Annotated in this window: 17 protein-coding genes and 1 tRNA gene; 13 read left to right on the forward strand and 5 right to left on the reverse strand. The window is 72.2% G+C overall.

Translation table 11 applies throughout. The features are described from left to right. Positions 1-71 precede the first annotated feature (71 nt). The 7 genes from rsfS to ITJ59_RS06560 all read left to right on the forward strand — a co-directional run bounded on the left by rsfS (position 72) and on the right by ITJ59_RS06560 (position 9158). Positions 72-449 (forward strand): ribosome silencing factor, encoded by a 378-nt coding sequence (gene rsfS / locus ITJ59_RS06530; protein ID WP_194650275.1) that lies wholly within the window; start codon positions 72-74, stop codon positions 447-449. Between the two features lie 120 nt (positions 450-569). Next, positions 570-645: transfer RNA gene (locus ITJ59_RS06535), tRNA-Ala, on the forward strand. A gap of 78 nt (positions 646-723) precedes the next feature. Further along, the gene (locus ITJ59_RS06540) at positions 724-1647 is read left to right on the forward strand and encodes an aldose 1-epimerase family protein (protein ID WP_194650276.1); all 924 of its coding nucleotides are present in this window, start codon (positions 724-726) and stop codon (positions 1645-1647) included. Continuing rightward, entirely contained in the window at positions 1626-3167 is a 1542-nt protein-coding gene (locus tag ITJ59_RS06545; protein WP_194650277.1) for an anthranilate synthase component I family protein, read from the forward strand. The genes ITJ59_RS06540 and ITJ59_RS06545 overlap by 22 nt, the downstream gene beginning before the upstream one ends. 66 nt (positions 3168-3233) lie before the next feature. After that, positions 3234-4085, forward strand: coding sequence for a hypothetical protein (locus ITJ59_RS06550; protein ID WP_194650278.1), 852 nt, complete (start codon positions 3234-3236; stop codon positions 4083-4085). Continuing rightward, positions 4082-5710: a DNA polymerase Y family protein gene (locus ITJ59_RS06555; protein ID WP_194650279.1), complete on the forward strand. Its 1629-nt coding sequence runs from the start codon at positions 4082-4084 to the stop codon at positions 5708-5710. Before ITJ59_RS06550 ends, ITJ59_RS06555 begins: the two co-directional genes overlap by 4 nt. Before the next feature lie 22 nt (positions 5711-5732). Beyond that, positions 5733-9158: an error-prone DNA polymerase gene (locus ITJ59_RS06560; RefSeq protein WP_194650280.1), complete on the forward strand. Its 3426-nt coding sequence runs from the start codon at positions 5733-5735 to the stop codon at positions 9156-9158. A 69-nt stretch (positions 9159-9227) separates the two neighbouring features. Here ITJ59_RS06560 and ITJ59_RS06565 read toward each other — a convergent pair whose 3' ends face one another. Next, positions 9228-10739 carry a sensor histidine kinase gene (locus ITJ59_RS06565; RefSeq protein WP_194650281.1) on the reverse strand — a complete coding sequence of 504 codons (1512 nt, stop codon included), beginning with the start codon at positions 10737-10739 and terminating at the stop codon, positions 9228-9230. Then, positions 10736-11413: a response regulator transcription factor gene (locus ITJ59_RS06570; RefSeq protein WP_194650282.1), complete on the reverse strand. Its 678-nt coding sequence runs from the start codon at positions 11411-11413 to the stop codon at positions 10736-10738. Before ITJ59_RS06570 ends, ITJ59_RS06565 begins: the two co-directional genes overlap by 4 nt. 214 nt (positions 11414-11627) lie before the next feature. Here ITJ59_RS06570 and ITJ59_RS06575 point away from each other — a divergent pair, with 214 nt between their 5' ends. Continuing rightward, positions 11628-11981 (forward strand): hypothetical protein, encoded by a 354-nt coding sequence (locus tag ITJ59_RS06575; protein WP_194650283.1) that lies wholly within the window; start codon positions 11628-11630, stop codon positions 11979-11981. A 22-nt stretch (positions 11982-12003) separates the two neighbouring features. Here the strand turns inward: ITJ59_RS06575 and ITJ59_RS06580 are convergent, their stop codons facing one another. Then, entirely contained in the window at positions 12004-13104 is a 1101-nt protein-coding gene (locus ITJ59_RS06580) for an FUSC family protein (RefSeq protein WP_194650284.1), read from the reverse strand. A gap of 80 nt (positions 13105-13184) precedes the next feature. On the opposite strand from ITJ59_RS06580, the gene ITJ59_RS06585 reads away from it, so the two are divergent. Then, entirely contained in the window at positions 13185-14429 is a 1245-nt protein-coding gene (locus ITJ59_RS06585; RefSeq protein ID WP_194650285.1) for a phosphotransferase, read from the forward strand. Between the two features lie 500 nt (positions 14430-14929). After that, positions 14930-17056 (forward strand): DEAD/DEAH box helicase, encoded by a 2127-nt coding sequence (locus ITJ59_RS06590; RefSeq protein ID WP_194650286.1) that lies wholly within the window; start codon positions 14930-14932, stop codon positions 17054-17056. A 108-nt stretch (positions 17057-17164) separates the two neighbouring features. On the opposite strand, the gene ITJ59_RS06595 is transcribed toward ITJ59_RS06590, so the two are convergent. Then, the gene (locus tag ITJ59_RS06595; protein WP_194650287.1) at positions 17165-17437 is read right to left on the reverse strand and encodes a mycoredoxin; all 273 of its coding nucleotides are present in this window, start codon (positions 17435-17437) and stop codon (positions 17165-17167) included. 68 nt (positions 17438-17505) lie between these two features. Between ITJ59_RS06595 and ITJ59_RS06600 the strand changes: the two genes are divergently transcribed. Genes ITJ59_RS06600 through ITJ59_RS06610 form a run of 3 tightly spaced genes read left to right on the forward strand, consistent with a single transcriptional unit; the run spans position 17506 to position 20170 of the window. Further along, positions 17506-17835: a PadR family transcriptional regulator gene (locus ITJ59_RS06600; protein WP_194650288.1), complete on the forward strand. Its 330-nt coding sequence runs from the start codon at positions 17506-17508 to the stop codon at positions 17833-17835. Beyond that, positions 17832-18644, forward strand: a complete 813-nt coding sequence (locus ITJ59_RS19575; protein ID WP_194650289.1) for a hypothetical protein — start codon at positions 17832-17834, stop codon at positions 18642-18644. Before ITJ59_RS06600 ends, ITJ59_RS19575 begins: the two co-directional genes overlap by 4 nt. Beyond that, a complete protein-coding gene (locus tag ITJ59_RS06610; protein ID WP_194650290.1) occupies positions 18641-20170 on the forward strand; it encodes a CYTH domain-containing protein in 1530 nt (509 codons plus the stop codon). Before ITJ59_RS19575 ends, ITJ59_RS06610 begins: the two co-directional genes overlap by 4 nt. Before the next feature lie 88 nt (positions 20171-20258). Here the strand turns inward: ITJ59_RS06610 and ITJ59_RS06615 are convergent, their stop codons facing one another. Then, on the reverse strand, positions 20259-22412 hold the full coding sequence (locus ITJ59_RS06615; RefSeq protein WP_194650291.1) for a S9 family peptidase: 2154 nt from the start codon (positions 22410-22412) through the stop codon (positions 20259-20261). Positions 22413-22449: the final 37 nt, after the last annotated feature.

Here is a 22449-nt window from a genome sequence, read left to right on the forward strand (position 1 = left end):
GCGCGGTGGCTTATGATCGTGACCCACCAAGCGATCCGGCTCCCTGCCGGGTCGACGACCGGAAGGAATCCGTGACCGCCTCCACTCGCGCACTGGAACTCGTGCAGGCCGCCGCTCTCGCGGCGGATGCCAAGCAGGCCGAGGACCTCGTCGCGCTCGATGTGACCGGGCCGTTGCAGCTCACGGACGTGTTCCTGCTCGCAACCGGTCGGAACGAGCGCAACGTGCAGTCCATCGCCGATGCCGTCGAGGAACGCCTCCTCGAGCTCGGCGCCAAGACCCTCCGTCGTGAAGGCCGGAGCGAGGGCCGCTGGGTCCTCATCGACTTCGGCGACGTCATCGTCCACGTCTTCCACGACGAGGACCGTCAGTACTACTCGCTCGAGCGACTCTGGGCCGACTGCCCGACCATCTCGCTCGAGCTCCCGGTGGACCACACCGCCGCCTGATCAGCGACGCGCCCGGGTGACGGCTTCGATTTCGTTGCCCGGCGTTCGCATGGTGTACGCTTCTATGGTGCCTCCGGGGAACCGGTTGGTACAAGAACAAGTGTTGCAGCAACACGAAATGGGTCTGTGGCGCAGCTGGTAGCGCACCTGCATGGCATGCAGGGGGTCAGGGGTTCGAGTCCCCTCAGATCCACCAACAACCCCCGTCGTTCCCCGGAACGGCGGGGGTTTTCTCGTGGTGCGGGTGGCTGCACGCGCCCGATACGCTGAGCGCATGAGCAACGACGCGCCGCTGTCCGGGACCCCGCTGACGATCTCCGCTGCCGGGTACACGGCAGACATCGCCACGGTCGGTGCGACGCTGCGGACGCTCCGTCACGAGGGCCGCGACCTCGTCGTGCCGTTCGACGCCGACGAGGTCCGTCCGGCGTTCCGCGGTGCCGTGCTCGCCCCGTGGCCGAACCGGGTCGTCGACGGCAAGTACACCTTCGGCGGCGTCGACCACGAACTCGCGCTCACCGAGCCCGCGCGCCACCACGCCCTGCACGGACTCGTCGCCTGGACCGACTTCGGCGTCCAGGCCCAGGAGCCCGACCGCGTGGTGCTCGCCACCACCGTGCAGGCCCAGGCGGGCTACCCGTACCGTGTCGAGGTCATGGTCGAGTACCGGCTGGACGACGCCGGCCTGCACACGACGATCACCGGCACGAACTCCAGCGCGGACGACGCCCCGTGGGGGACCGGCCCGCACCCGTACCTGGTCGCCGGCGCCGGCACGGTGGACGACTGGACGCTCACCCTGCCCGCGGCCGAGGTGCTCGAGGTCACGCCCGACCGGCTGATCCCGACCGACCTGGTGCCCGTGCACGACGAGTTCGACCTGCGCACCGCCACACGCATCGGCGACCGGTTCATCGACCACGCCTTCACCGGCTTCGACCGCGACGCCGACGGGGTCGCCACCATCACCCTGACCGCGGCGGACGGCCGCGGTGTCCGCGCGACCTTCGGTCCGGAGTGCCCGTGGGTGCAGGTGCACACGGCCGACCACGTGGTCCCCGAGTACCACCGCGCCGGGCTGGCGGTCGAGCCGATGACGTGCGCCCCCGACGCCTTCAACGACGGTGTCGACCGCGGTCTCGTAGTGCTCGCCCCGGGTGCCTCGCACGCCGCCGCATGGACGATCTCGGCGATCTGACCGGTCCGTCGGCCGGCGCCCGCATCGAGGTCCGCCGGCTCGATCCGGTCCCCGACCTCGGCACGATGGCCGCACGGACCGGCGGCGACCTGGTCTGGCTCGACTCCGCGTTGCCGGACGGCGCGCCGGACACCGCACGACCACGCGCTCGGTGGTCGGTCCTGGCGTGGACGGACGGCCCGTTCCGGGCACGGTTCCGCCACCAGGACCGGCGGGCGTCCGTCGACGTCGCCACGCCCGCCACCCGGTGGTTCGGTCCGTCGTCCACTGACGACCGTCCGGCCTTCGCCGTGCTGGCGGAGCTGCTGAACCGAACGCCGCAGCTGCCCGAGCCGATCGCCGGCTGTGGCTTCGCGCTCGGCTGGATCGGGTTCCTCGGGTACGAGCTCGGTCGCGAATCCGGCGGCCCGGACCGGACCGCCGACGGTCACGCCGATGCCGACCTGCGGTTCGTGGACCGCGCCGTGGTCGTCGACCACACCGGCGGCGTCTGGGCGCTGACGCTCGTTGCCGACTCGGAACCGGCGGCCAGCGCGCAGAACCGGGTGTGGCTCGAGACGGTGACCGGGGCGCCGTCGCGGGCCGACGTGGCGGACGCGGCCAAGGGCCTCCCGGCCGGGGGGTCAGCGGCGACCGGACGCGAGTCGCGCGCGGACTACGAACGCGCGGTCGACGCGTGCCGCGCCGAGATCCGCGAGGGCAACGCGTTCCAGGTCTGCCTCACCACCTCGTTCTCCGTGCCCCGTGCGGACCGGGAGGCCCGGGCCGACCCCGGTGCGGATCCGCAACTGGATGACCCGCACCTGTCCGACTACTTGCGGATGCGGGCGTCGGACCCCGTCCCGTTCGGTGCGTACCTGCGGCTCGGCCCGCTGCGCGTGGCGAGCCGGTCGCCGGAGCGGTTCCTGCGGATCGACGCGGACGGGAGCGTGCTGGCGGAGCCGATCAAGGGCACGCGGCGGCGACTCGCCGACGCTGCCGCCGACGCGGCCGTGCGGGACGACCTCGCGGTGAGTGCCAAGGACCGTGCCGAGAACGTGATGATCGTCGACCTGCTGCGGAACGACCTGCTGCGGACGGCGATCCCGGGGTCGGTGCACGTCGAGCGGCTGTGCGAGGTCGAGACGTACGCGAGCGTGCACCAGATGGTCTCCACGATCGGTGCCGTGCTGCCGACGGGGACGTCACGGGCGGACGTGGTGCTGGCGGCGTTCCCTCCTGGGTCGATGACCGGGGCACCGAAGATCAGCGCGATGGTGATCGCCGACCGGCTCGAGGGGGCGCCGCGCGGGGTGTACTCGGGCGTGATCGGGTACTTCTCGGCGAGCGGGGCGGTCGACCTGTCGGTGGTGATCCGGACACTGGTGACGGTGGTGGACGCCTCGGGCCGGGTCCGGTCGCGGACCCTCGGGGCCGGGGGAGCGGTGACGTGGTCGTCGGTGGCGGCGGACGAGGCGGACGAGGTCGTGACGAAGACGCGGTCGGTGTTGGGGAGCGTGGGGGCAGCGGCGCACTGGTGACCTGATCGAACAGGAGTTCGACTCGGTTGTCCACAGATGTCGGACGTGATTGACATCATCGAACACATGTTCGAATATGAGGGCATGCAGACGGCGGCGACACTCCGGTCGCCCGGCCCGGATCGGGTCGGGCGGAGCGGTGCGGCGCGCGGGGGTGCCGGTGCAGCCCGCGGGGGTGTCGGTGCTGCGCGTGGGGGTGGCGCAGACCACCTCGGCGACGCCCGAGCGGCGCTCGACCGCATCACGTCCCTGCGGTCGCGGGTCACCGACATGGAGTCCACGCGTGTCGACACCGCGGGGCTGCCGACCGCCTCCGCGCTCGAACCCCTGCTGCCCGGCGGTGCGATCCGCGTCGGTGGGACCTACGCAGTCCCCGAGTCGGTGCTGCTCGCGATCACCATGCTACAGGCGGCCTCGGCATCCGGTGCGTGGTGCGCGGTCGTCGGTGTGCCGTCGTTCGGGATCGAGGCCGCCGCCGCTGCGGGGATCGACCTCGAGCGGCTCGTGCTCGTCCCCGACCCGGGCGACCAGTGGCTCGCGGTGACCGCGGCGATGGCCGACGTCGCCCAGATCGTGCTCACCCGACCCCTCGGACGCATCGTGCCGGGCGACATTGCACGGCTGTCGGCCCGGCTCCGGCAACGCGGCGGCGCCCTCGTCGCACTCGGCTCCTGGCCGGGTGCCGACGTCACGTTGCGGATCACGTCGTCGGTGTGGAGCGGGATCGGGCAGGGGCACGGGCACCTGACCGAGCGTCGTGCCACCGTGACGGCGACCGGCCGCGCGGGCGCTATGCGTCCCACGAGCACTGAGCTGCTCCTGCCTGCGGCCGACGGCTCGGTCCGGGCAGCCACCCCGGTGCCGACGGTCGGGTCGGGCGACACCCGGGTCCTGCGGCCCGTGGCGGTGGCGTCGTGATCGCCCCGGGGCGTGTGCGCGCCGACGCGCTCGCCCGCGGTGGTGCGCTGCCCGAGCCGCCGCCGACCCGCACCGTCGTGCTCTGGTGCCCGGACTGGCCGGTGATCGCGGCTGCCCGCGCGGCCGGTGTGCCACCGGAGCAGCCCATCGCCCTGGTCGCGAAGGGGCTGGTGTTCGCCAGCTCCGGGTCCGCCCGGCAGCACGGCGTCGTCCGCGGGCTGCGCGTGCGCGAGGCACAGGCGCGCTGTCCGGACCTCGTCGTGCAGCCCTACGACGACGCCCTCGACCACCGTGCGTTCGAACCCGTCATCCGCGCGGTCGAGGCGGCCGTCCCCGGGGTCGAGGTGCTCCGTCCCGGCACCCTCGCCCTGCGTGCCCGCGGTCCGGCGCGGTACTACGGCGGCGAGCGGGCGGCCGCGGCGACCCTGGCGGGGATCGCGGCCGACCACGGCGCGCCGGCGGTGCGGGCAGGAGTGGCGGACACACCGTTCGCGGCGGAGCAGGCAGCACGGGCCCGGCCGGTGCGTCCCGGTGAACGGGTGCGGATCGTGCCGGTCGCCGGGTCGTCGGACTTCCTCGCCGCGCTGCCCCTGGGCGTGCTCGGCGACCCCGAGCTCGCGACCGTGCTCGACCGGCTCGGGATCACCACGCTGGGGGCGTTCGCGGCGCTCAGCGACGAGCAGGTCCGCGACCGGTTCGGGGTTCCCGGTGCGTTCCTGCACCGGTTGGCTGGTGGGCGGGACCCGCGGGAGATCTCGGCGCGCGCGATCCCGCCCGAGCTCCGGATCGAGGCCGCGTTCGAGCCCCCGCTCGACCGGGCTGACCAGATCGCGTTCGCGTTCCGGCGCTCCGCCGACGACTTCGCCGCCCGGCTCCGAGCCGCCGGTCTGGTCGCGACGACCATCCGGGTGGGGATCGTCGACGAGCGGGACATCCTGCTCGAGCGCACCTGGGCGCACCCGCGCTGGTTCGACGCCGCCGACGTCGTCGACCGGGTGCGCTGGCAGCTCGCCGGCGGGGTCGACCCGACCGGGCTCGAGGCCCCCGTCACCTCGGTCGTGCTCGAACCGGTCGCCGTCGACGACATGGCGAACCACGAGCGCGGACTGTGGGGGTCCGGGCCGGACGAACGCGTGCACCACGGTCTCGCGCGGATCCAGGGCATGGTTGGGCACGACGGGGTGGTGAGCCCGCGCGTCGGTGGTGGCCGGACCCTGTCCGAGCGGGTGGTGCTCGTGCCCTGGGGCGACGCCCCACCCGGTGGTGAGCGTGCCCTGGCCGCCGTGCGCGACCGACCGTGGCCGGGCAAGCTGCCCGGCCCACCGCCCGCCACCGTCCTCGAGCGCCCCCGGCCGGTCGACGTGGTCTCCGGCGACGGCGAGAGTGTCGACGTCGACGACCGCGGTGCGCTGTCCGGTGTCCCCGAACTGTTCCGAGCCGAGGGCGATCGGGGCGGCGGGTTCGCACCCGTCACGGCCTGGGCCGGACCGTGGCCGCTCGTCGTGCGCTGGTGGGAGTCCGGTGGCCGACGACTGCACCGCCTGCAGCTCGTCGACGCCGAGGGGCGTGCCTGGTACCTCGTGCTGGCCGACCACCGCTGGTGGGCGGAGGCGATCGCCACGTGAACCGATCCGGAAGCAGGACCTGATGGGCTACAGCAACCCACCCGTCCCGTGGTCGCAGTTCGAACGCGCCCTGTCGGACAAGCGGAGCCCCGGGTCGGGGAACGAGGGTGACGGCGGGGACAGCCCGGCGTGGTCGCGGAAGCGCGAGCCGTACGTCCCCACCGACCGGCCGTCGTCCGCGGACGACGGCGTTCCGGTGGTGCCGTACGCCGAACTGCACGCGCACTCGGCCTTCAGCTTCCTCGACGGTGCGAGCCAGCCCGAGCAGCTGTTCGAGGAAGCCGCACGGTTGCGTCTGCACGCGCTCGCCCTCACCGACCACGACGGCTTCTACGGTGCCGCCCGGATGGCCGAGGTGGCCGAGGCGTACCCGCAGGTCGGCACCGTCTACGGCACCGAGCTCTCCCTCGGTCTGACCGAACCGCAGAACGGTGTGCCCGATCCCGAGGGGTCGCACCTGCTCCTGCTCGCCGACGGGCAGGACGGCTACCACCGGCTCGCGGGGGCGGTGACGAGCGCGCACCTCGCCGCCGGTTCCGAGAAGGGCAGCCCGCGCTACGACCTCGACGACCTCGCGGGCCGGGCCGACGGGCACTGGCGCGTGCTCACCGGGTGCCGGAAGGGCACCGTCCGACAGGCGCTCGAGCACGGCGGAGAGTCCGCGGCGGAGACCGCCCTGCGCGTGCTGCTCGACCGTTTCGGCAGCGGCAACGTCGTCGTGGAACTCCTCGACCACGGTGACCCGCTCGACAGCGCCCGGAACGACGCCCTGTCGACCCTCGCCGAGCGGTACGCGCTGCCCCTGGTCGCGACCGGCAACGTCCACTACGCGACCCCGGACCGGTTCCCGGTGGCGACGGCCCTGGCCGCGGTCCGCGCCCGGCGCAGCCTCGACGAGATCGACGGGTGGCTGCCGGCCGCCGACACCGCGCACCTGCGCTCCGGGGTCGAGATGACCCGACGGTTCGGTCGCTACCCGGGCGCCATCGAGAACACCGTCACGCTCGCCGACGAGCTCGGGTTCCGGCTGCGCACGGTCACGCCCGGGCTCCCGGACCTCGACGTCCCCGACGGGCACACCGCGATGTCCTGGTTGCGGGAGCTCACCTGGACGGGCGCCCGGCGGCTCTACCCCGGCGGTGCCGACGGAGTGGACCCGCAGAAGCGCGAGCGCATCGAACGCGAACTCGCGGTGATCGAGGACAAGAACTTCCCCGGCTACTTCCTGATCGTGCGGGACATGGTGCAGTACGCCCGCGGCCGGGGGATCCTGTGCCAGGGGCGGGGTTCCGCCGCGAACTCGGCGGTCTGCTACCTGCTCGAGATCACCGCGGTGGACTCGATCCGCTACGGCCTGCCGTTCGAGCGGTTCCTGTCGGCGATGCGCGACGAGGAGCCCGACATCGACGTCGACTTCGACTCGGACCGCCGCGAAGAGGTGATCCAGTACGTCTACGAGAAGTACGGCCGGTACAACGCCGCCCAGGTCGCGAACGTCATCACCTACCGGCCGAAGGGTGCCGTGCGTGACATGGCGAAGGCCCTCGGCCACAGCCCGGGGCAGCAGGACGCCTGGTCGAAGCAGGTCGAACGGTGGGGCTCGGTGACCGAGAGCCAGGACCACGACATCCCGCCGGCGGTCGTCGGGCTGGCGAGCGACGTCCTGGGGTTCCCGCGCCACCTCGGCATCCACTCGGGCGGCATGGTGCTCACCGACCGCCCGGTGGGCGAGGTCGTCCCGATCGAGCACGCCCGGATGGACGGCCGCACGGTGCTGCAGTGGGACAAGGACGACTGCGCCTTCATGGGGCTCGTGAAGTTCGACATGCTCGGCCTCGGCATGCTCGCAGCGCTGCAGTACTCGTTCGACCTGGCGGCGGAGCACTGCGGGGAACGCTGGGAGATGCACTCCATGCCGAAGGAGGAGCAGGGCGTCTACGACCAGCTCTGCCGAGCGGACACGATCGGGGTGTTCCAGGTGGAGTCCCGTGCGCAGATGGGCACGCTGCCCCGGCTGCTCCCACGTCGGTTCTACGACCTGGTGATCGAGGTCGCCCTCGTCCGCCCCGGTCCGATCCAGGGCGGTGCCGTGCACCCGTACATCCGCCGGCGGACCGGCGAAGAGCCGATCACCTACATCCACCCGTCGCTCGAGCCGGTGCTCGAACGGACCCTCGGGGTCCCGCTGTTCCAGGAGCAGCTCATGCAGATGGCGATCGCGGTCGGCAACTGCTCCGGCGACGACGCCGACCTGCTGCGGCGGGCGATGGGGTCGAAACGCGGGCACGAGAAGATCGACCGGCTCCGCGACAAGCTCTACGCGGGCATGTCGGACAACGGCATCCAAGGCGAGGACGCCGACGCGATCTACGCGAAGATCCAGGCGTTCGCGAACTTCGGCTTCGCGGAGAGCCACTCGATCAGCTTCGCCCTCATCGTCTACGCAAGCGCCTGGATGCGGCTGCACTACCCGGGGGCGTTCCTGGCCGCGCTGCTCCGGGCGCAGCCCATGGGGTTCTACTCGCCGCAGACCCTGGTCGCCGACGCCCGGCGGCACGGCGTCCAGGTGCTCCGGCCGGACATCCTGCGGTCGGGCGTCGACGCGACGCTCGAGCCGCTCGGCGACGACGCAGTGGTGCCACCGTGCGGTGACGACGCCTGCCTGCTCACCGAGCAGCCACCGGTGCTGCCCTTCGACAAGGCACTGCCGGACGACACCGCCCGACACCGCCGCGACGGCGCCTTCGCGGTCCGGCTCGGGCTCGCCGAGGTCGCCTCGCTCAGCCGGAAGAGCGCCGAGAAGATCGTCGCCGAGCGCGACGCGAACGGTCCGTTCACCGACATGTCCGACCTGGCCCGCCGGGTGGGACTGACGACGGCGCAGCTCGAGGCGCTCGCCGCGGCCGACGCCTTCGCCCCGTTCGCCATCGACCGCCGCGGTGCGATGTGGTCGGCGGCACAGGCTGCAGCGGAGCGTGCCGACCAGCTGCCGGACACGCAGGTCGTCGTGCAGCCACCGCTGTTCGGGCAGATGACGAGCGGTGACGTCCTGATCGCCGACATGTGGTCGACGGGACTGACGACCGACGACCACCCCGTGCGGCACGTGCGCGACCGGCTCGCCGCTCGTCGGGTCCTCAGCGTGCAGGACACCGCGACCGCCGAGACCGGGCGGCGGGTCGAGATCGGTGGGATCGTCACGCACCGGCAGCGTCCGGCGACGGCGTCGGGGATCACGTTCCTGAACGTCGAGGACGAGACCGGGCTGGTCAACGTGATCTGCAGCGTCGGGGTCTGGGGGCGGTACCGCCGGGTGGCACGGGAATCCCCGGCGGTGATCGTCCGGGGGATCCTCGAGCGGTCGCCCGACGGGGTGGTCAACCTGGTGGCGGACCGGATCGAGCACCTGTCGCTGTCCGTCCGTACGCGGTCGCGGGACTTCCAGTGAGCGGGAGCCAGCACAGTCGGGAGCCAACACAGCGCAGACGCGGGTGCACGCGCGGGTGCAGGCGTGCGGCTACCGGACCTCGGGCAGCCGCACCGTGACCTCGAGCCCGCCGGAGCGCACGTTCCGCAGCGACGCCGTCCCGCCGGCACGCTCGGCCACCGCACGCACGATGGCGAGCCCGAGGCCGGACCCACCCGGCAGGGCGATCGCACCCGTTGCCGGATCGGGGTTCGGCCGCGACTTGCGGGCTTCGTCCGGTCGGGTGAACCGGTCGAACGCGACCGGGATGAACGACTCGGGTACGCCGGGCCCGTCGTCGGTGACCTGCAGGACGCCCTCGCCACCGGCGCTGCGCCACGAGACGAAGATGCCGCCGCCACGGGGGAGCGCCGACACCGCGTTGCCCGCGATGTTCGTGACCAGCTGGGCCATGCCGCCGGTGTCGAGCCGGTACCGGGGCTCCACGGTCCCACCACCGATGCCCGGTCCGGAACCGCCGACGGCCACCGGGGCCTCGAGGTCGAAGTCGACGGTGACGTCCTTGGCCGACGCGATGAGCCGGACCCGGTCGACGGCGGCCATGACCTCGTCGCCGAGGTCGGACCAACCGGTCTCCGGGCGCTGGTCGCCGTCCTGTTCCCGCCGCTCGGACTCCTCGATCCGCGAGAGCGCGAGCAGGTCGTTCGCCAGGCGCGAGAGCCGGGCGACGCTGTGCTTGGCGCGCTCGATGTGGGCAGCCAGTGCGGCGGCGTCGTCACCGTCGAGCGACGCCAGGTCGAGTTGCGTGGTGAGGATCGCGAGCGGGGTGCGCAGCTCGTGGCTGGCGTCGGACACCATCTGCCGCTCCCGCTCGGTGGCCTGCCGCGTGCGGGCGAGGAACGCGTTGAGGGTCGTGGCGAGGGATGCCAGTTCGTCCTGCGCGGGACCGACCGGCAGTTCTGCACGCTCGGGGGCGACGGACAGCCGTTCGGCCTCGCGGCGCATCCGGTTCACGGGTCGGAGCGCCGCGGTCGCCAGGACCCAGGACGCGATGCCGAACGCGAGCAGGATCGCGACACCGGTGAGCGACAGGGTCGAGGTCAGGTCGTCGACCACGATCGCCTCGGCCTGCGCGTTCCGGGCAGCGACCACGGTCCAGCGACCCGCCTGGTTCACCGGGTGTTCGACGACGACCCGGTACTCGGACCCCGACACCCGGATCACCGAGGTGCCGGCGGCGGTCGACGTCAGGCTGCCGAGGGCGCGCTCGACGCGGGTCGGCATCGTCGACAGCACGATGTCGCCAGAAGGCGAGACCACGGCGACGAGCTGCGCGTTGCCCGGTGGGGACAGGTCGGGGTCGCTGTCGACCTCGAGCGTGGCGACGTACGGGTCTGCGTCGGCGTCGAGCAGCGTCCGGGTCGCACTCGCCACGACGCTCACGACCTGGAAGCGCATCACGAGCACGAGCAGCACGATGACGACCGCGGCGATGGCCGTCGAGCCGATCGTGATCCGCGCTCGGAGGGACAGCAGGCGCAGGGGGCGGACCGGACCACGTCGCGCGCGGTCCGGCTCCGGGCGAGCGGAGGCCCCGGTCACGCCCCGATCAGATCCAGGCGGTACCCGCGGCCCCGGACGGTGGCGATCGCGACGGTCGCCTCGTGCGCGGTGAGCTTCTTGCGGAGGTACGAGATGTACTGCTCGACGACGTTCGGGTCGACGTGCTGCGAGCCGTCCCAGACCTCTTCGAGGATCTTCGGTCGGTCGACCACGCTGCCGGCGGAGCGCGCCAGCAGTCGGAGCAGTGCGAACTCGGTCGGGCTGACGGCGACGCGCTGGCCCTTGATCGAGATGCGGCGGGCCTCGGAATCGATGGAGACGTCGCCGACCTCGATCGTCCGGGGAGCGCCTGCGGACTCACGACGACCGAGGGCGCGGAGGCGAGCGGTGAGCTCGGCGAACGCGAACGGCTTCGTGAGGTAGTCGTCCGCACCGGCGTCGAGGCCGAACACGCGGTCGTCCACGCCGTCCCGTGCGGTGACGAGCAGGATCCGCACGGGGTCCTCGCGCTCACGGATCCGGCGCGCGAGCTCGAAGCCGGACATGCCGGGCATCATCACGTCCACCACCGCGAGGTCGAATGCCTGCTCGCCGAGGGCGATGAGCGCCTCGACCCCGTTCTCGACCGCCGTCACGCGGTACCCCTCGGCAGCGAGACCGCGCTCCATCAGGGCACGCATCTCGTCGTCGTCCTCGACCACCAACAGCCGCATAGTGGACCTCCTCGGACCCATCGTGGCATCGAACCCGCGTCGAGGGCCGGTACCCGGGCCGATCTCACTGAATCTCGTCACAGGAGCGGGCCACATCGACGGGCAGAACGGTCTGTCCCGCGTTCTAGGGACATGAGGACTTCTAGCGTCGTTGGTAGGCTCGCGCTGCGGACAGCGCTTACCCGAAGTGCCGACCGCTGCACCAGGGGGCACCATGAACGACTCGACCGACCACTCGGCCGTCGAACGCCTGACCGTCGACCACTCGACCGTCGACCACCCGGCCATCGTCCGTCTCCGCACGGAGCTCGACGCCGCCTGGAAGGGCATCGGCGCGCTCGGCCAGCTCGAGGACGTCCGCCGCGACCGCGTGGTCGCCGAGCTGCGGACGGCCGTCCCCGACGAAGCGAGCCGTGCCGCGCGCGAGGTCGGCACCGCAGCGGTGGTCGCGGAGATCAGCCGGTTCGCCGACGCCGGCGTCCCGCGCACCGATCCGGCCGTGCCTGCCGCCGTGATCTGGGACGACGTCGTCCACACGGCGGCGGAAGCAGCACGAGCCACCTGCTGACGCACTGATGCACTGCGCTGCGTCAGTCGTCCTCGCCGAGCAGTTCCTCGCGAACGCGGCGGATGTCCTCGAGCAGGGCGCCGATGAGCACCCAGTGCCGCGAGTTCGGCCGCACGATCCGCATGGGCGCCGTCAGCGCCGGTTCGTCGAACGTCGCCGCAGCCGGAGCGCCAGCGTCAGCGCCGGAACCCGAACCGGAGCCGAACCCGGTAGCGAACGACGGGTCGAGCCGCGTCGACTCGACCCGCGCGCTCAGCGCCCGCACGTCCGCGCCGATCCGGGCGACCTCGGTCGCGATGCCGCCGACGACGGGGTCGGCCCGCAGGTCGGGAGCGGTGTTGTCGCGGATCGCACGCGTCATGCCGGTGACGCGCGTCACCAGGACGCGCAGGTGCTCGGTGATGACGACGTCGCGGTCCAGGACCGTACGGTGCCGGCCGCTCCGCGGGTTCATGGTCAGGGATTCCCGGGCGGCGGTGAGCGATGCCTCGGTCTTCGCGTGCTGCTGCCGGAGGGCGCGTGCCCGGACGAGGGCGTCCTGCCACCGATCGCGGTCCCATCCCTCGGTCAGGCCGATCGCGACGCGTTCGAACGCGACGGCGGTGTCGCGGGCGAGCCGGGCGACGGCCAGGTGTGCGGGTTCGAGCAGCACCGGCGGGATGATCAGGGCGTTGACCACGAGGGCGACGACGGCACCGATCACCGTCTCGAGGATCCGATCGGCCGAGTAGTTCGGCGTGACGACCCCCGCGGTGAGCACGAGCATCCCGCTGATGCTGACCTGGGTCGCCGAGGTCGGGGTCAGCCGGAGCGCCCACGCGATGAGGATCGCGAGCACGACGACGAGCAGCACGACCCACACCGAGTCGCCGAGCAGCAGGTGGAAGCCGGTGGCCAGCACGACGCCGAGCACGACGCCGGCGCTCCGCTCGAGGCCCTTGACGAACGACTGGTTGATGCTCGGCTGCACGACGAGCAGCGCGGCGATCGCGGCGAAGGTCGGGAACGGTCCCTGGATGAGCAGCCGGCACAGCAGCACCGCCGCCACGACCGCGACCGCGGTCTTCACGACCTGCAGGAACGGCGTGCGACTGGAGCTGCGGAGACGCGCGACCGGGTTCACGCCGACCACGCTAGCCACCGCCCGCACGCCGAGCCGTGCACGAACGCGACGAAAACGCCGGGACACGGTTGACTGATGTCGTGTGGCCCAACCATGAGCGCGTCATCCCGCAGGCCTTCGCCGGCTCCGGGGCCTCCGTGGTGGCCGCGCGGGCGCACTCCGTCGAGCCCTCGGGCAACGGCTACCTGTACGGCTACGAGGTCGACACGGTGGACCGGAACGGCCAGCGCGCCACGGTCCTGACCTACGTCGACACGGGTGGCACGCACGACCAGAACAGTGCGATCGTCACCGACCCGGCGACGGGCGAGCCGGTCTCGGTGTGGGCCTACCCGAACGACCCCGGCCTGCCGGTGCTGCCGCAGGTGACCTACCGCGACGCCGTCGCCGAACTCCTGACCACACTCGGCATGCCCGTCACCGACCCCGTGCTCACGGTCGCCGCCTACCGGCCCGGCAAGCGCGCGGTCGTGCGGGTGGACGCCCCCGAGCGCACCCTGTTCCTCAAGGTCGTCCGCCCGCACCGGGTCGCGCCGATCGTGCAGTCGCACGAGCAGTTCGTGACCGCCGGGCTGCCGGTACCCCGCGTGTTGTCCAGCCGGGGCGACGGGCTCCTGGTGCTCGAACGCATCCGCGGTGTGCCGGCGGGCAGCCGCATCCTCGACATCGCCGACGACCCGCGGTTCGTGGCGTCGCTCGCGGCCCTGAGCGGGCGGGTCGCCACCGTGCCGATGACCCAGCAGGCCCGTGCCGACGCGATGGACCACGCCGACTGGCACCGCCGCACCCTCATCACCGCGCTGCCGCAGGACGCCGCGGAGATCGACCGTCTGTACGACGCCATCGGCCGCCGGTCGATCGGTTGGACGAGTGCGACGAAGCAGGTCGTGCACGGGGACCTGCACCTCGAGCAGGTGTTCGTCGACGAGGACGAACCCTGGCGCATCTCCGGACTCCTGGACATCGACACCGCCGGCTGGGGCTTCCCGGTGCGCGACATCGGTGCGGTCGTCGCCCACCTGGTCGTGACGGGTCTGTGGCACCGATCGCGCGGCGACGCCGACCGTGGAGCGGCCGCCGAGCGCCTCGCCGACGCGATCGCCCGCGACTGGGTCGCCCGCAACCCACGGGAGTCCGACCGCATCGGGCCGGCGATCGGCGCGCAGTTGCTGGCCCACGCCGGTGGCCAGGCGACCACCGGTTCCGCCAACGGCATCCAGACCGCGGAGCAGCTCCTCGCCGCCACGCGCGCTGCCCTGGCCGAGGCCGCACCGGTCCTCCCGTCGGCCGGCCTGGTCCGCCCGCGGTCCGCACCCCGCGTCTGACGGCTCCGATGCTCCGTCGCGTTCGCGGGGTGGACGCGACGGGCGTCGGACGGGAGGCGCGGGGCGGGCCCGCACCGCGCCTCCCGTCCGTCACACACGACGGTCCAGGGCACGCGACGCGCGCGGGCGACGCAGACTCGCCTCTGTCGGTGGTCAGGGACTAAACTGAGCGCGCACGCACCGCGTTCCCGCGTGCCGCGTCGATTCCGGACGCAGCCGTCGATCACTTGATCGACGCGGGAACCGGGCCGTGACCGTCCCGCGGGGGCGTCACGTGCGTGTGACGACGCCGGATCCCGGCGCGGACCGTCGCACCCGGCGCCGAGCAGGCGCTCGTGGTGGAACGGTCCGCGGGACTCCACCGGACGTCCCGAAGCGGGGACCGGCGATGCGGTGGGCCACGGTGGCCCGCAGCCGAGCCGGAGCCGTTTCAGGCACCGGTGCAGGACTTCCGCCCCACGGGCGGCTCGCCCCGATGCGTGGGCGGAACAGGAGGAGCGTTGGCTCGATCAGGCACCCGGCGAGCAGCCGGCGGGACGCGGACCGCGTCACGTCGGACGAGGCCGCTGGACAACGACGGCGTGATCCCCGTCCTCGCCCGCGCGGTGCGCGAGGTCGAGGCGGCGGCGCAGCGCGGACCGCTCAAGGCGACGAACCGGACGAAGTTCCAGGCCGTCGCACTGCTCATGCGCGAAGAACGCGCACGGGTGAAGGGCGACACGGAGCTCACCGACTCGCAGCGCGCCGAGCAGCTCAAGCGGCTCGACGGCGTCGCGACGATCCTGGCGAAGACCGCAGCGCGCGACACGAGTGTGATCCAGCTGCTGGCCGAAGAGGTGCAGGTCTCCGAGGCGACCCGCGCCGTCAAGCGCGACATGATGATCGCCGGTGGCATGGAACTGCAGCCGGAGGACCTCGTCATCGCGACCGAGCCTGCCCCGGTCGCCGAGACCCCGGTGCGCGCGGTCACCCCGCAGGCGGTCGTGCAGCGCCAGCTCGCGAACCCGTTCCTGCCGCCGGACTTCGCCCTCGCGGACCAGCCCGTCGCGCACCCGCGTCGCCTGGCGAACTGGGAGCTCTTCGGCCCGCTGTTCAAGTCGTTCGAGTACGGCGCAGGCGGGGGAGCGGCGACGATGCCGCTGCCCGAGCCCGCGACGCTGCACTCCCGCTCGGGCACCACGCTCATGAAGCACCAGGCCGAACTGGTCGCCGCCGCATCGCAGGGGCACCGCACGTTCCTGCTCGCCGACGAGCCGGGCCTCGGCAAGACGGCACAGTCGCTGCTCGCCGCCGACGCCGCGAACGCGTTCCCGCTGCTCGTGGTCGTGCCGAACGTCGTCAAGACGAACTGGGCGCGCGAGGCCGAGCGCTGGGTGCCGAACCACCGCGCCACGGTCATCCACGGCGACGGCAACGACCTCGACGGGTTCGCCGACATCATCATCGTGAACTACGAGATCCTCGACCGGCACGCCGGCTGGCTCGGGAGCTTCGGCTTCAAGGGCATGGTCGTCGACGAGGCGCACTTCATCAAGAACAAGGACTCGCAGCGCGCCCGCTTCGTGCTGCAGATCGCCGACCGCATCCGGCAGCGCACCGCGGCACCGCTGCTCATGGCGCTGACGGGCACCCCGCTGATCAACTCGGTCGAGGACTTCCGGACCATCTGGGAGTACCTCGGCTGGATCGACGACAAGAAGCCCCGCGCGAAGCTCATGAACGAGCTCGAGGAGATCGGGCTGACCCCGGCCGACCCGGGCTTCTTCGTCGAGGCCCGTCGTGCCGTGATCGACCAGGGCATCGTCCGACGCCGCAAGGTCGACGTCGCCGCGGACATCCCGGCCCGCCGGATCGCCGACATCCCCGTCGAGCTCGACGGCGACGAGGGCCGCTCCATCCGCGACGCCGAGCGCGAGCTCACCGCGAAGCTCGTCCGTCGGTACCACCAGGCGCTCGACGCCCGCACCGGGCAGGACCCGGTCGTCGGCATCGACCACAAGCTCGTGCGGCAGGTCGCGCGCTGGGAACTCGAGGACCAGGACTCCTCGTCGACCGGCGAGAACGTGTTCTCGATGGTCCGCCGCATCGGCCGCGCCAAGGCCCAGCTCGCGGCGGACTACGGCGCGCAGCTCGCCTCGAACGTCGGCAAGGTGGTCTTCTTCGCCAAGCACCTCGACGTGATGGACCAGGCCGAAGAGGTCTTCGCTCGCCGAGGCCTGCGCACCGCCACGATCCGGGGCGACCAGACGGCCACGCAGCGTACGGCGCAGATCGACTCGTTCGTCAACGACCCCGACGTCGCGGTGATCGTCTGCTCGCTCACCGCGGCCGGCGTGGGCCTGAACCTGCAGGTGGCGTCCAACGTCGTGCTCGCCGAGCTGTCGTGGACGAGCGCCGAGCAGACCCAGGCGATCGACCGCGTGCACCGCATCGGCCAGGAAGAGCCCGTCACCGCGTGGCGCATCATCGCCGCGCAGACGATCGACACCAAGATCGCCGAGCTCATCGACTCGAAGGCGTCCCTGGCCGCCCGCGCGCTCGACGGCTCGGACGAGGAACTGGTCGACTCCGGGGACATCCAGCTCGACGCCATGGCTGCGCTGCTGACCGAGGCGCTCGGGGGCTAGCGAGCGCGTCGCGCATCCGTCTCGCACAACCAAAGTCCGTCCGAACCACGCGATCACGTGGTTCGGACGGACTTTGGTTGTGCGAGGTTCGCGTCAGGGCGCCGCGGCTCAGATGCGGGACTGCACCTCGGCCAGCGAGGGGTTCGTCGCCGTGCTGCCGTCTGGGAACACCAGCGTCGGAACGGTCTGGTTGCCGCCGTTGACCTCGGCGACGAGCTCAGCCGTGCCCGGGGTCTGCTCGATGTCGACCTCGATGAAGGGCACGCCGGCCTTCGTCATCTGGTTCTTCAGGCGGGCGCAGTAGCCGCACCAGGTGGTCGTGAACATCGTGACGCCGCCGGCTTCGGGGGTGAACTGCTCGCGGGTGATCGTGTCGCTCATACGGTCAGGCTAACCCCGCTTTCTGGACGCCCTTGACGTGCTTATCCGATATAGCTAGGTTAAGCCGCATGGAACCGATCCGACGCGTCACCGCCCCGACGCTCGACGTGCTCGACGCGCTGCTGACCGCCGACGGCCCGGCGTGGGGGCTGCTCGTCATCAAGGCCACCGGGCGTCAGGCCGGCACCGTCTACCCGATCCTCGAGCGACTCGAGCGGCAGGGGTGGATCACCTCGTCGTGGGACGACGAGACCGATCGGCCCGGGCCGCGTCGTCGCCTCTACGAGTTCACCGGCGACGGGGCCGAGGCTGCACGCACCCTGGTCGCCGGCCGACCCGCCGGTGCTGCCCCGTCCGGTCGACCGGCCCGTCCGACCCACCGGCCGGTGACCTCGTGATCGCGCTCGACCGCGTGCTCGTCGGCGCGGCCGTCGCCGTCTCACCCGCAGCGCACCGGGCAGCTCGCCGCGAGCAGTGGCTCGCCGACGTCCGGGACGCACCGGAGCTCGACCTCTCGCCGACCGCACTCGCGTTCGGCGCACTGACCACGGCGCTCTTCCACCGACGCGCCGGCCACCGATCCACCTGGGGGGACACCATGACCGCACTGCCGACACCCATCCGTTCTGCACCGCACACCATCCGGACCGTGCCGGTGCTGGTCGCCCTCGCGGTCGTGTCCTTGCTCGCGGACGGCGCCTGGTTGATCCTGCAGCCGAACTACGGTTACGAGAGCGCCTCCGACCGCGTCCTCGGCGTCACCGGGGCGTGGTGTCTGGTGTTCTTCGTGCCGGGTGCGGCCATCGCCCTGGCGGCGCTCGCGCTCCGGACGAGTGTGCGCCGCCGTCGCCTCGGCGCCAGCATGATCGTCGCGGCGGCCGTCGGCGGTGCACTGCAGCCGATCATCACACCGCCCACGGCTCTGCCGATCGCCCTCGTCCCGGTCGTCCTCGCCCTGGCCGGGTGGCTGGTCGCGGCGCGGACTGCGCGGTGGACCTGGACGCTCCTGATCCTCCCGGTGGCGGTCTTCTGCCTGCAGTGGGCCGGCGTGCTCTACCCGCTCGTCCCGGTGCGGTGGAGCCCGTTCCTCGTCGCCCTGCCGCACCTGGCGATCGTCCTCGCCGGAGCGGTGGCGTCTCGGTTCTCCACAGATGCGCCCGCAGTGGTCGAGGCGCACGGCGAAGCCCTGGTAGACAAGACCGTGTGAGCGACACCCACCTCGAGATCGAGCGCACCTACGACCTGCCAGAGGGCGGTGCCCTGCCCGACCTCGTCGGTGCCGGTGGCATCCTCCGGACCGAGCACCAGGAGCCGTTCTCGCTCGATGCGACGTACTGGGACACCGAGCGGTACGACCTGGTGGCCGCGCGGGTCACGGTGCGCCGACGCACCGGGGGATCGGACGCCGGGTGGCACATCAAGCGTGCCGAGTCCGACACCGTCCGCCACGAGCAGCACTTCGCCCTGACCGACGACGCCGACACCGTGCCCGACGAGGTCCTCGCAGCACTCTTCACCGAGCGCCGCGGCCGTGGTCTGCGCCCCGTCGTCCGGATCACGACCACCCGCACCGTCACCCGCCTGCTCGACGAGGACGGTGACCAGGTGGCCGAGCTCGCCGACGACCAGGTCTCCGCGCAGCGCCTCGACGACGAGGCGCCGGAGACACCGCGTACCTGGCGCGAGGTCGAGGTCGAGGCCGTCGCGGGCGTCGACCCGCAGGTCGCCCACGAACTCTTCGCAGCCCTCGACGGGCGCTTCGCGGCCGTCGGGGCCGGCCCCGCCGCCGTCGCATCCAAGCTGGCACGTGGGCTGGCAGGAGCACCGGCACCGCGCCTCCAGACCGAGGAGAAGCCGGCCAAGGGCACGACCGCACGCGTCCTGGCGAAGCGGCTGCGGAAGCTGCGCGCAGCGCTGCTCGGTCAGGAGGCACGTCTGCGCTCCGGCGATGCGGCCGACCTCCGGCAGACGGCTGAGACCGCGCTCGAGATCGCCTCGATCCTCGGTGCGTACCGTCCGGCGTTCCCCGCAGGCGACGCCGTCGACCGCGCCGCCGAAGCAGCCGACGGCCTGGCTGCCGTCACCGCGCGCGCCGCCCTGAACGAGTACCTGATCGACCGGCTGCCGCGGGCGTCCACCCCGGCGCAGGACGACCTGGTCGACTCGCTCACCCGCGAGCGCATCCTCGCTTCGACCCGCGAACGCCGCGACCAGTCCGTGCGCGACGTCGTCACGTTCGTGCACGGCGAACCGTTCCTCGAACTGCTGGACGCCCTCGATGACGCAGTCGAGCGGCCGACCCCGACCGAGTGGTCGCTGCGCTCGCCGAAGAAGGTCGCGCAGGATGTCAGCGCCGTCGTGAAGCCGCACATCCGCGAACTCGTCCGGGCCGCGGTCGCCGACGACACCTCGGACACCGCCGCCGAGCGCGAGGCCGCCGACCGTGCCACCACCGAGGCTGCGTGGCAGGGCACGATGCGGGCGAGGATGGCGATGGACGTGCTCGGCGACGACGCGTTCCCGCACGCGCTGTGGAAGCGGATCGGCAGCGCGGCCGACGTGTTGACCGAGCGGATCCGCTCCCTGCACGCCCTCGATGCGCTGCGCACCAACGCCGCGATCGCCGAGCGTGGTGGCGAGGGGACGTTCGGGTACGGCGTGCTCGCGGGAGACCGCGTGCGCCTGGCCGAAGAGTCCTACGACGAGGCGGTGCACGCGCTCAACCGGGTGTGAGGCGCATCGGCGCCGCGCCTCGAGTGTGCAGAAGAAGGCGGGTGCCCGTGGGCGACCCGCCTTCTTCTGCTCACTCAGTGCTCAGTGCTCAGACCTCGGACGACTCGGGCGCCTCGTCGGCCAGCCCCAGGACGTCGAGCAGCCAGGCGAGCTCGAACGCCCGCTCCTTCCACGAGGCGTACCGACCGCTCACGCCACCGTGGCCCGCGGACATCTCGGTCTTCAACAGCACCGGCGCCCCGACCTCCCGCAGCTTCGCCGTCCACTTCGCCGGCTCGACGTAGAGCACGCGGGTGTCGTTGAGCGAGGTCACGGCCAGGATGCGGGGGTACTGCACGTCGTCGCGGACGTTCTCGTAGGGGGTGTACTCGCTCATGTAGCGGTAGACCTCGGCGTCGTGCAGCGGGTCGCCCCATTCGTCCCACTCGATGACCGTCAGGGGCAGGTCGGGGTCGAGGATGCTCGTGAGCGCGTCGACGAAGGGCACCGCTGCGACGATCCCGGCGAACCGGTCCGGCGCGATGTTCGCCACGGCGCCCATGAGCAGGCCGCCGGCGCTGCCGCCCTCGGCCACGAGCCGGTCGGCGCTGGTGCGGCCGGACTCGATCAGGTGGTCGGCGACCGCGACGAAGTCGGTGAAGGTGTTCTTCTTCGTCAGGGTCTTGCCGTTCTCGTACCAGTGTCGGCCCATCTCACCGCCGCCGCGCACGTGGGCGACCGCGAAGACGACGCCACGGTCGAGCATCGACAGGCGCATGACGCTGAAGCCCGGGTCGATGGAGTGCTCGTACGAGCCGTAGCCGTACAGGTGGAGCGGCGACGGCCTGTCCGCGTCGACGGCGTCACGGCGCCAGACGAGCGAGATCGGCACCCGGGTGCCGTCGGCAGCGGTGGCCCAGTCGCGCTCCTGCGCGTAGTCGGCGGGGTCGTAGCCACCGAGCACCGGCTGGCGCTTCAGGACGGTCACCTCGCCGGTCGCCAGGTCGAGGTCGCTGACCTCGGACGGGGTGACGAACGAGGTGAACCCGATGCGGAGCGTCGGCTGGTCCCACTCGGGGTTGCCGCCGAGTCCGGCGGAGAACAGCGCCTCGTCGAACGGGACTTCGTGCGCGTCGCCGTACCCATCGCCTTCGATCGGGATGATCGCGATGCGGGGGAGTGCCTCGGAGCGGTACTCGAGCGCGATGTGCCCGGCGAAGGCGTCGACGGACTCGATGCGGCGCTCGGTGTGGTGCGCCACGACGACCCGACGGTCGCGCTCGGACGTGGGGTCGTCAGCGGGGACGTCGACGAGCTCGAAGTTCTCGGCGCCGTCGTTGTGCAGGACCAGGAACCGGTCGCTGCCGCCGACGATGGCGTGCTCGATCTCGTACTCGACTCCATCGCGCCGCGGCCACACGACCTGGAACTCTCCGGTCGGGTCGGCTGCGTCGAGCACCAGCGCCTCTGAGGTGATCTTCGACCCGAGCTCGATGACGATGTACTGCGACGACCGGGTCACGCCGACGCCGACCCAGTAGCGGTCGTCGGGCTCCTCGAAGACCAGGACGTCGTCGGCAGCGGCGGTGCCGACCGCGTGCCGCCAGATCTTGTCCGGGCGCCACGACTCGTCGACGGTGGGGTAGAAGACGTAGCGGCCGGCCGGGTCGAAGGTGGCGCCCGCACCGGTGTTCGGGATCGCGTCGCCGAGGTCCGTACCGGTCGCCAGGTCGCGCACGTGCAGGGTGTAGCGCTCGTCGCCCTCGACGTCGATGCCGTACACGAGACGGGTGCCGTCGTCGCTGATGTCGTAGGAACCGAGCGAGAAGAACTCGTGGCCGTCGGCCAGTGCGTTGCCGTCGAGGACGACCTGCTCGCCGGGGAGTGTGGCCTCGCCCTCGGTGACGGCGGGCGGCGTCCAGTCGTCGGGTCCGCTGATCGGCGCGCGGCAGTGCACGCCGTACTGGCTGCCCTCGGCCGTCCGGGTGAAGTACCACCAGTCGCCCATGCGCACCGGCACGGACAGGTCGGTCTCCTGCACGCGGTTCTTGACCTCGGTGAAGACGCGGTCACGGAGCGCGGCCAGGTGTTCGGTCGCGGCGTCGGTGTGGACGTTCTCGGCCTCGAGGTACGCCAGCGTGTCCGGCGACTCCTTGTCACGCAGCCACTCGTAGTCGTCGACGAAGTCGATGCCGTGGTGGGTCCGCGTGACGGGCCGCTTGGCGGCGGTGGGCGGGGTGGCCTGGGAGTGCTCGGTGCTCACCGTCCCACCCTATGCGCACGGCACCGGGGCGAGCCGG

It is taken from the genome of Curtobacterium sp. VKM Ac-1393, from assembly GCF_015350995.1.
GTDB lineage: Bacteria > Actinomycetota > Actinomycetes > Actinomycetales > Microbacteriaceae > Curtobacterium.

What these genes read in the sequence shown, in the direction of transcription:
- ITJ59_RS06550 (WP_194650278.1), top strand. Translation starts at nt 3,234, where the DNA reads ATGTTCGAATATGAGGGCATGCAGACGGCGGCGACACTCCGGTCGCCC.
- ITJ59_RS06600 (WP_194650288.1), top strand. Translation starts at nt 17,506, where the DNA reads ATGGAACCGATCCGACGCGTCACCGCCCCGACGCTCGACGTGCTCGAC.
- ITJ59_RS06595 (WP_194650287.1), bottom strand. Translation starts at nt 17,437, where the DNA reads ATGAGCGACACGATCACCCGCGAGCAGTTCACCCCCGAAGCCGGCGGC.
- ITJ59_RS06545 (WP_194650277.1), top strand. Translation starts at nt 1,626, where the DNA reads ATGGACGATCTCGGCGATCTGACCGGTCCGTCGGCCGGCGCCCGCATC.
- ITJ59_RS06570 (WP_194650282.1), bottom strand. Translation starts at nt 11,413, where the DNA reads ATGCGGCTGTTGGTGGTCGAGGACGACGACGAGATGCGTGCCCTGATG.
- ITJ59_RS06540 (WP_194650276.1), top strand. Translation starts at nt 724, where the DNA reads ATGAGCAACGACGCGCCGCTGTCCGGGACCCCGCTGACGATCTCCGCT.
- ITJ59_RS06575 (WP_194650283.1), top strand. Translation starts at nt 11,628, where the DNA reads ATGAACGACTCGACCGACCACTCGGCCGTCGAACGCCTGACCGTCGAC.
- ITJ59_RS06560 (WP_194650280.1), top strand. Translation starts at nt 5,733, where the DNA reads ATGGGCTACAGCAACCCACCCGTCCCGTGGTCGCAGTTCGAACGCGCC.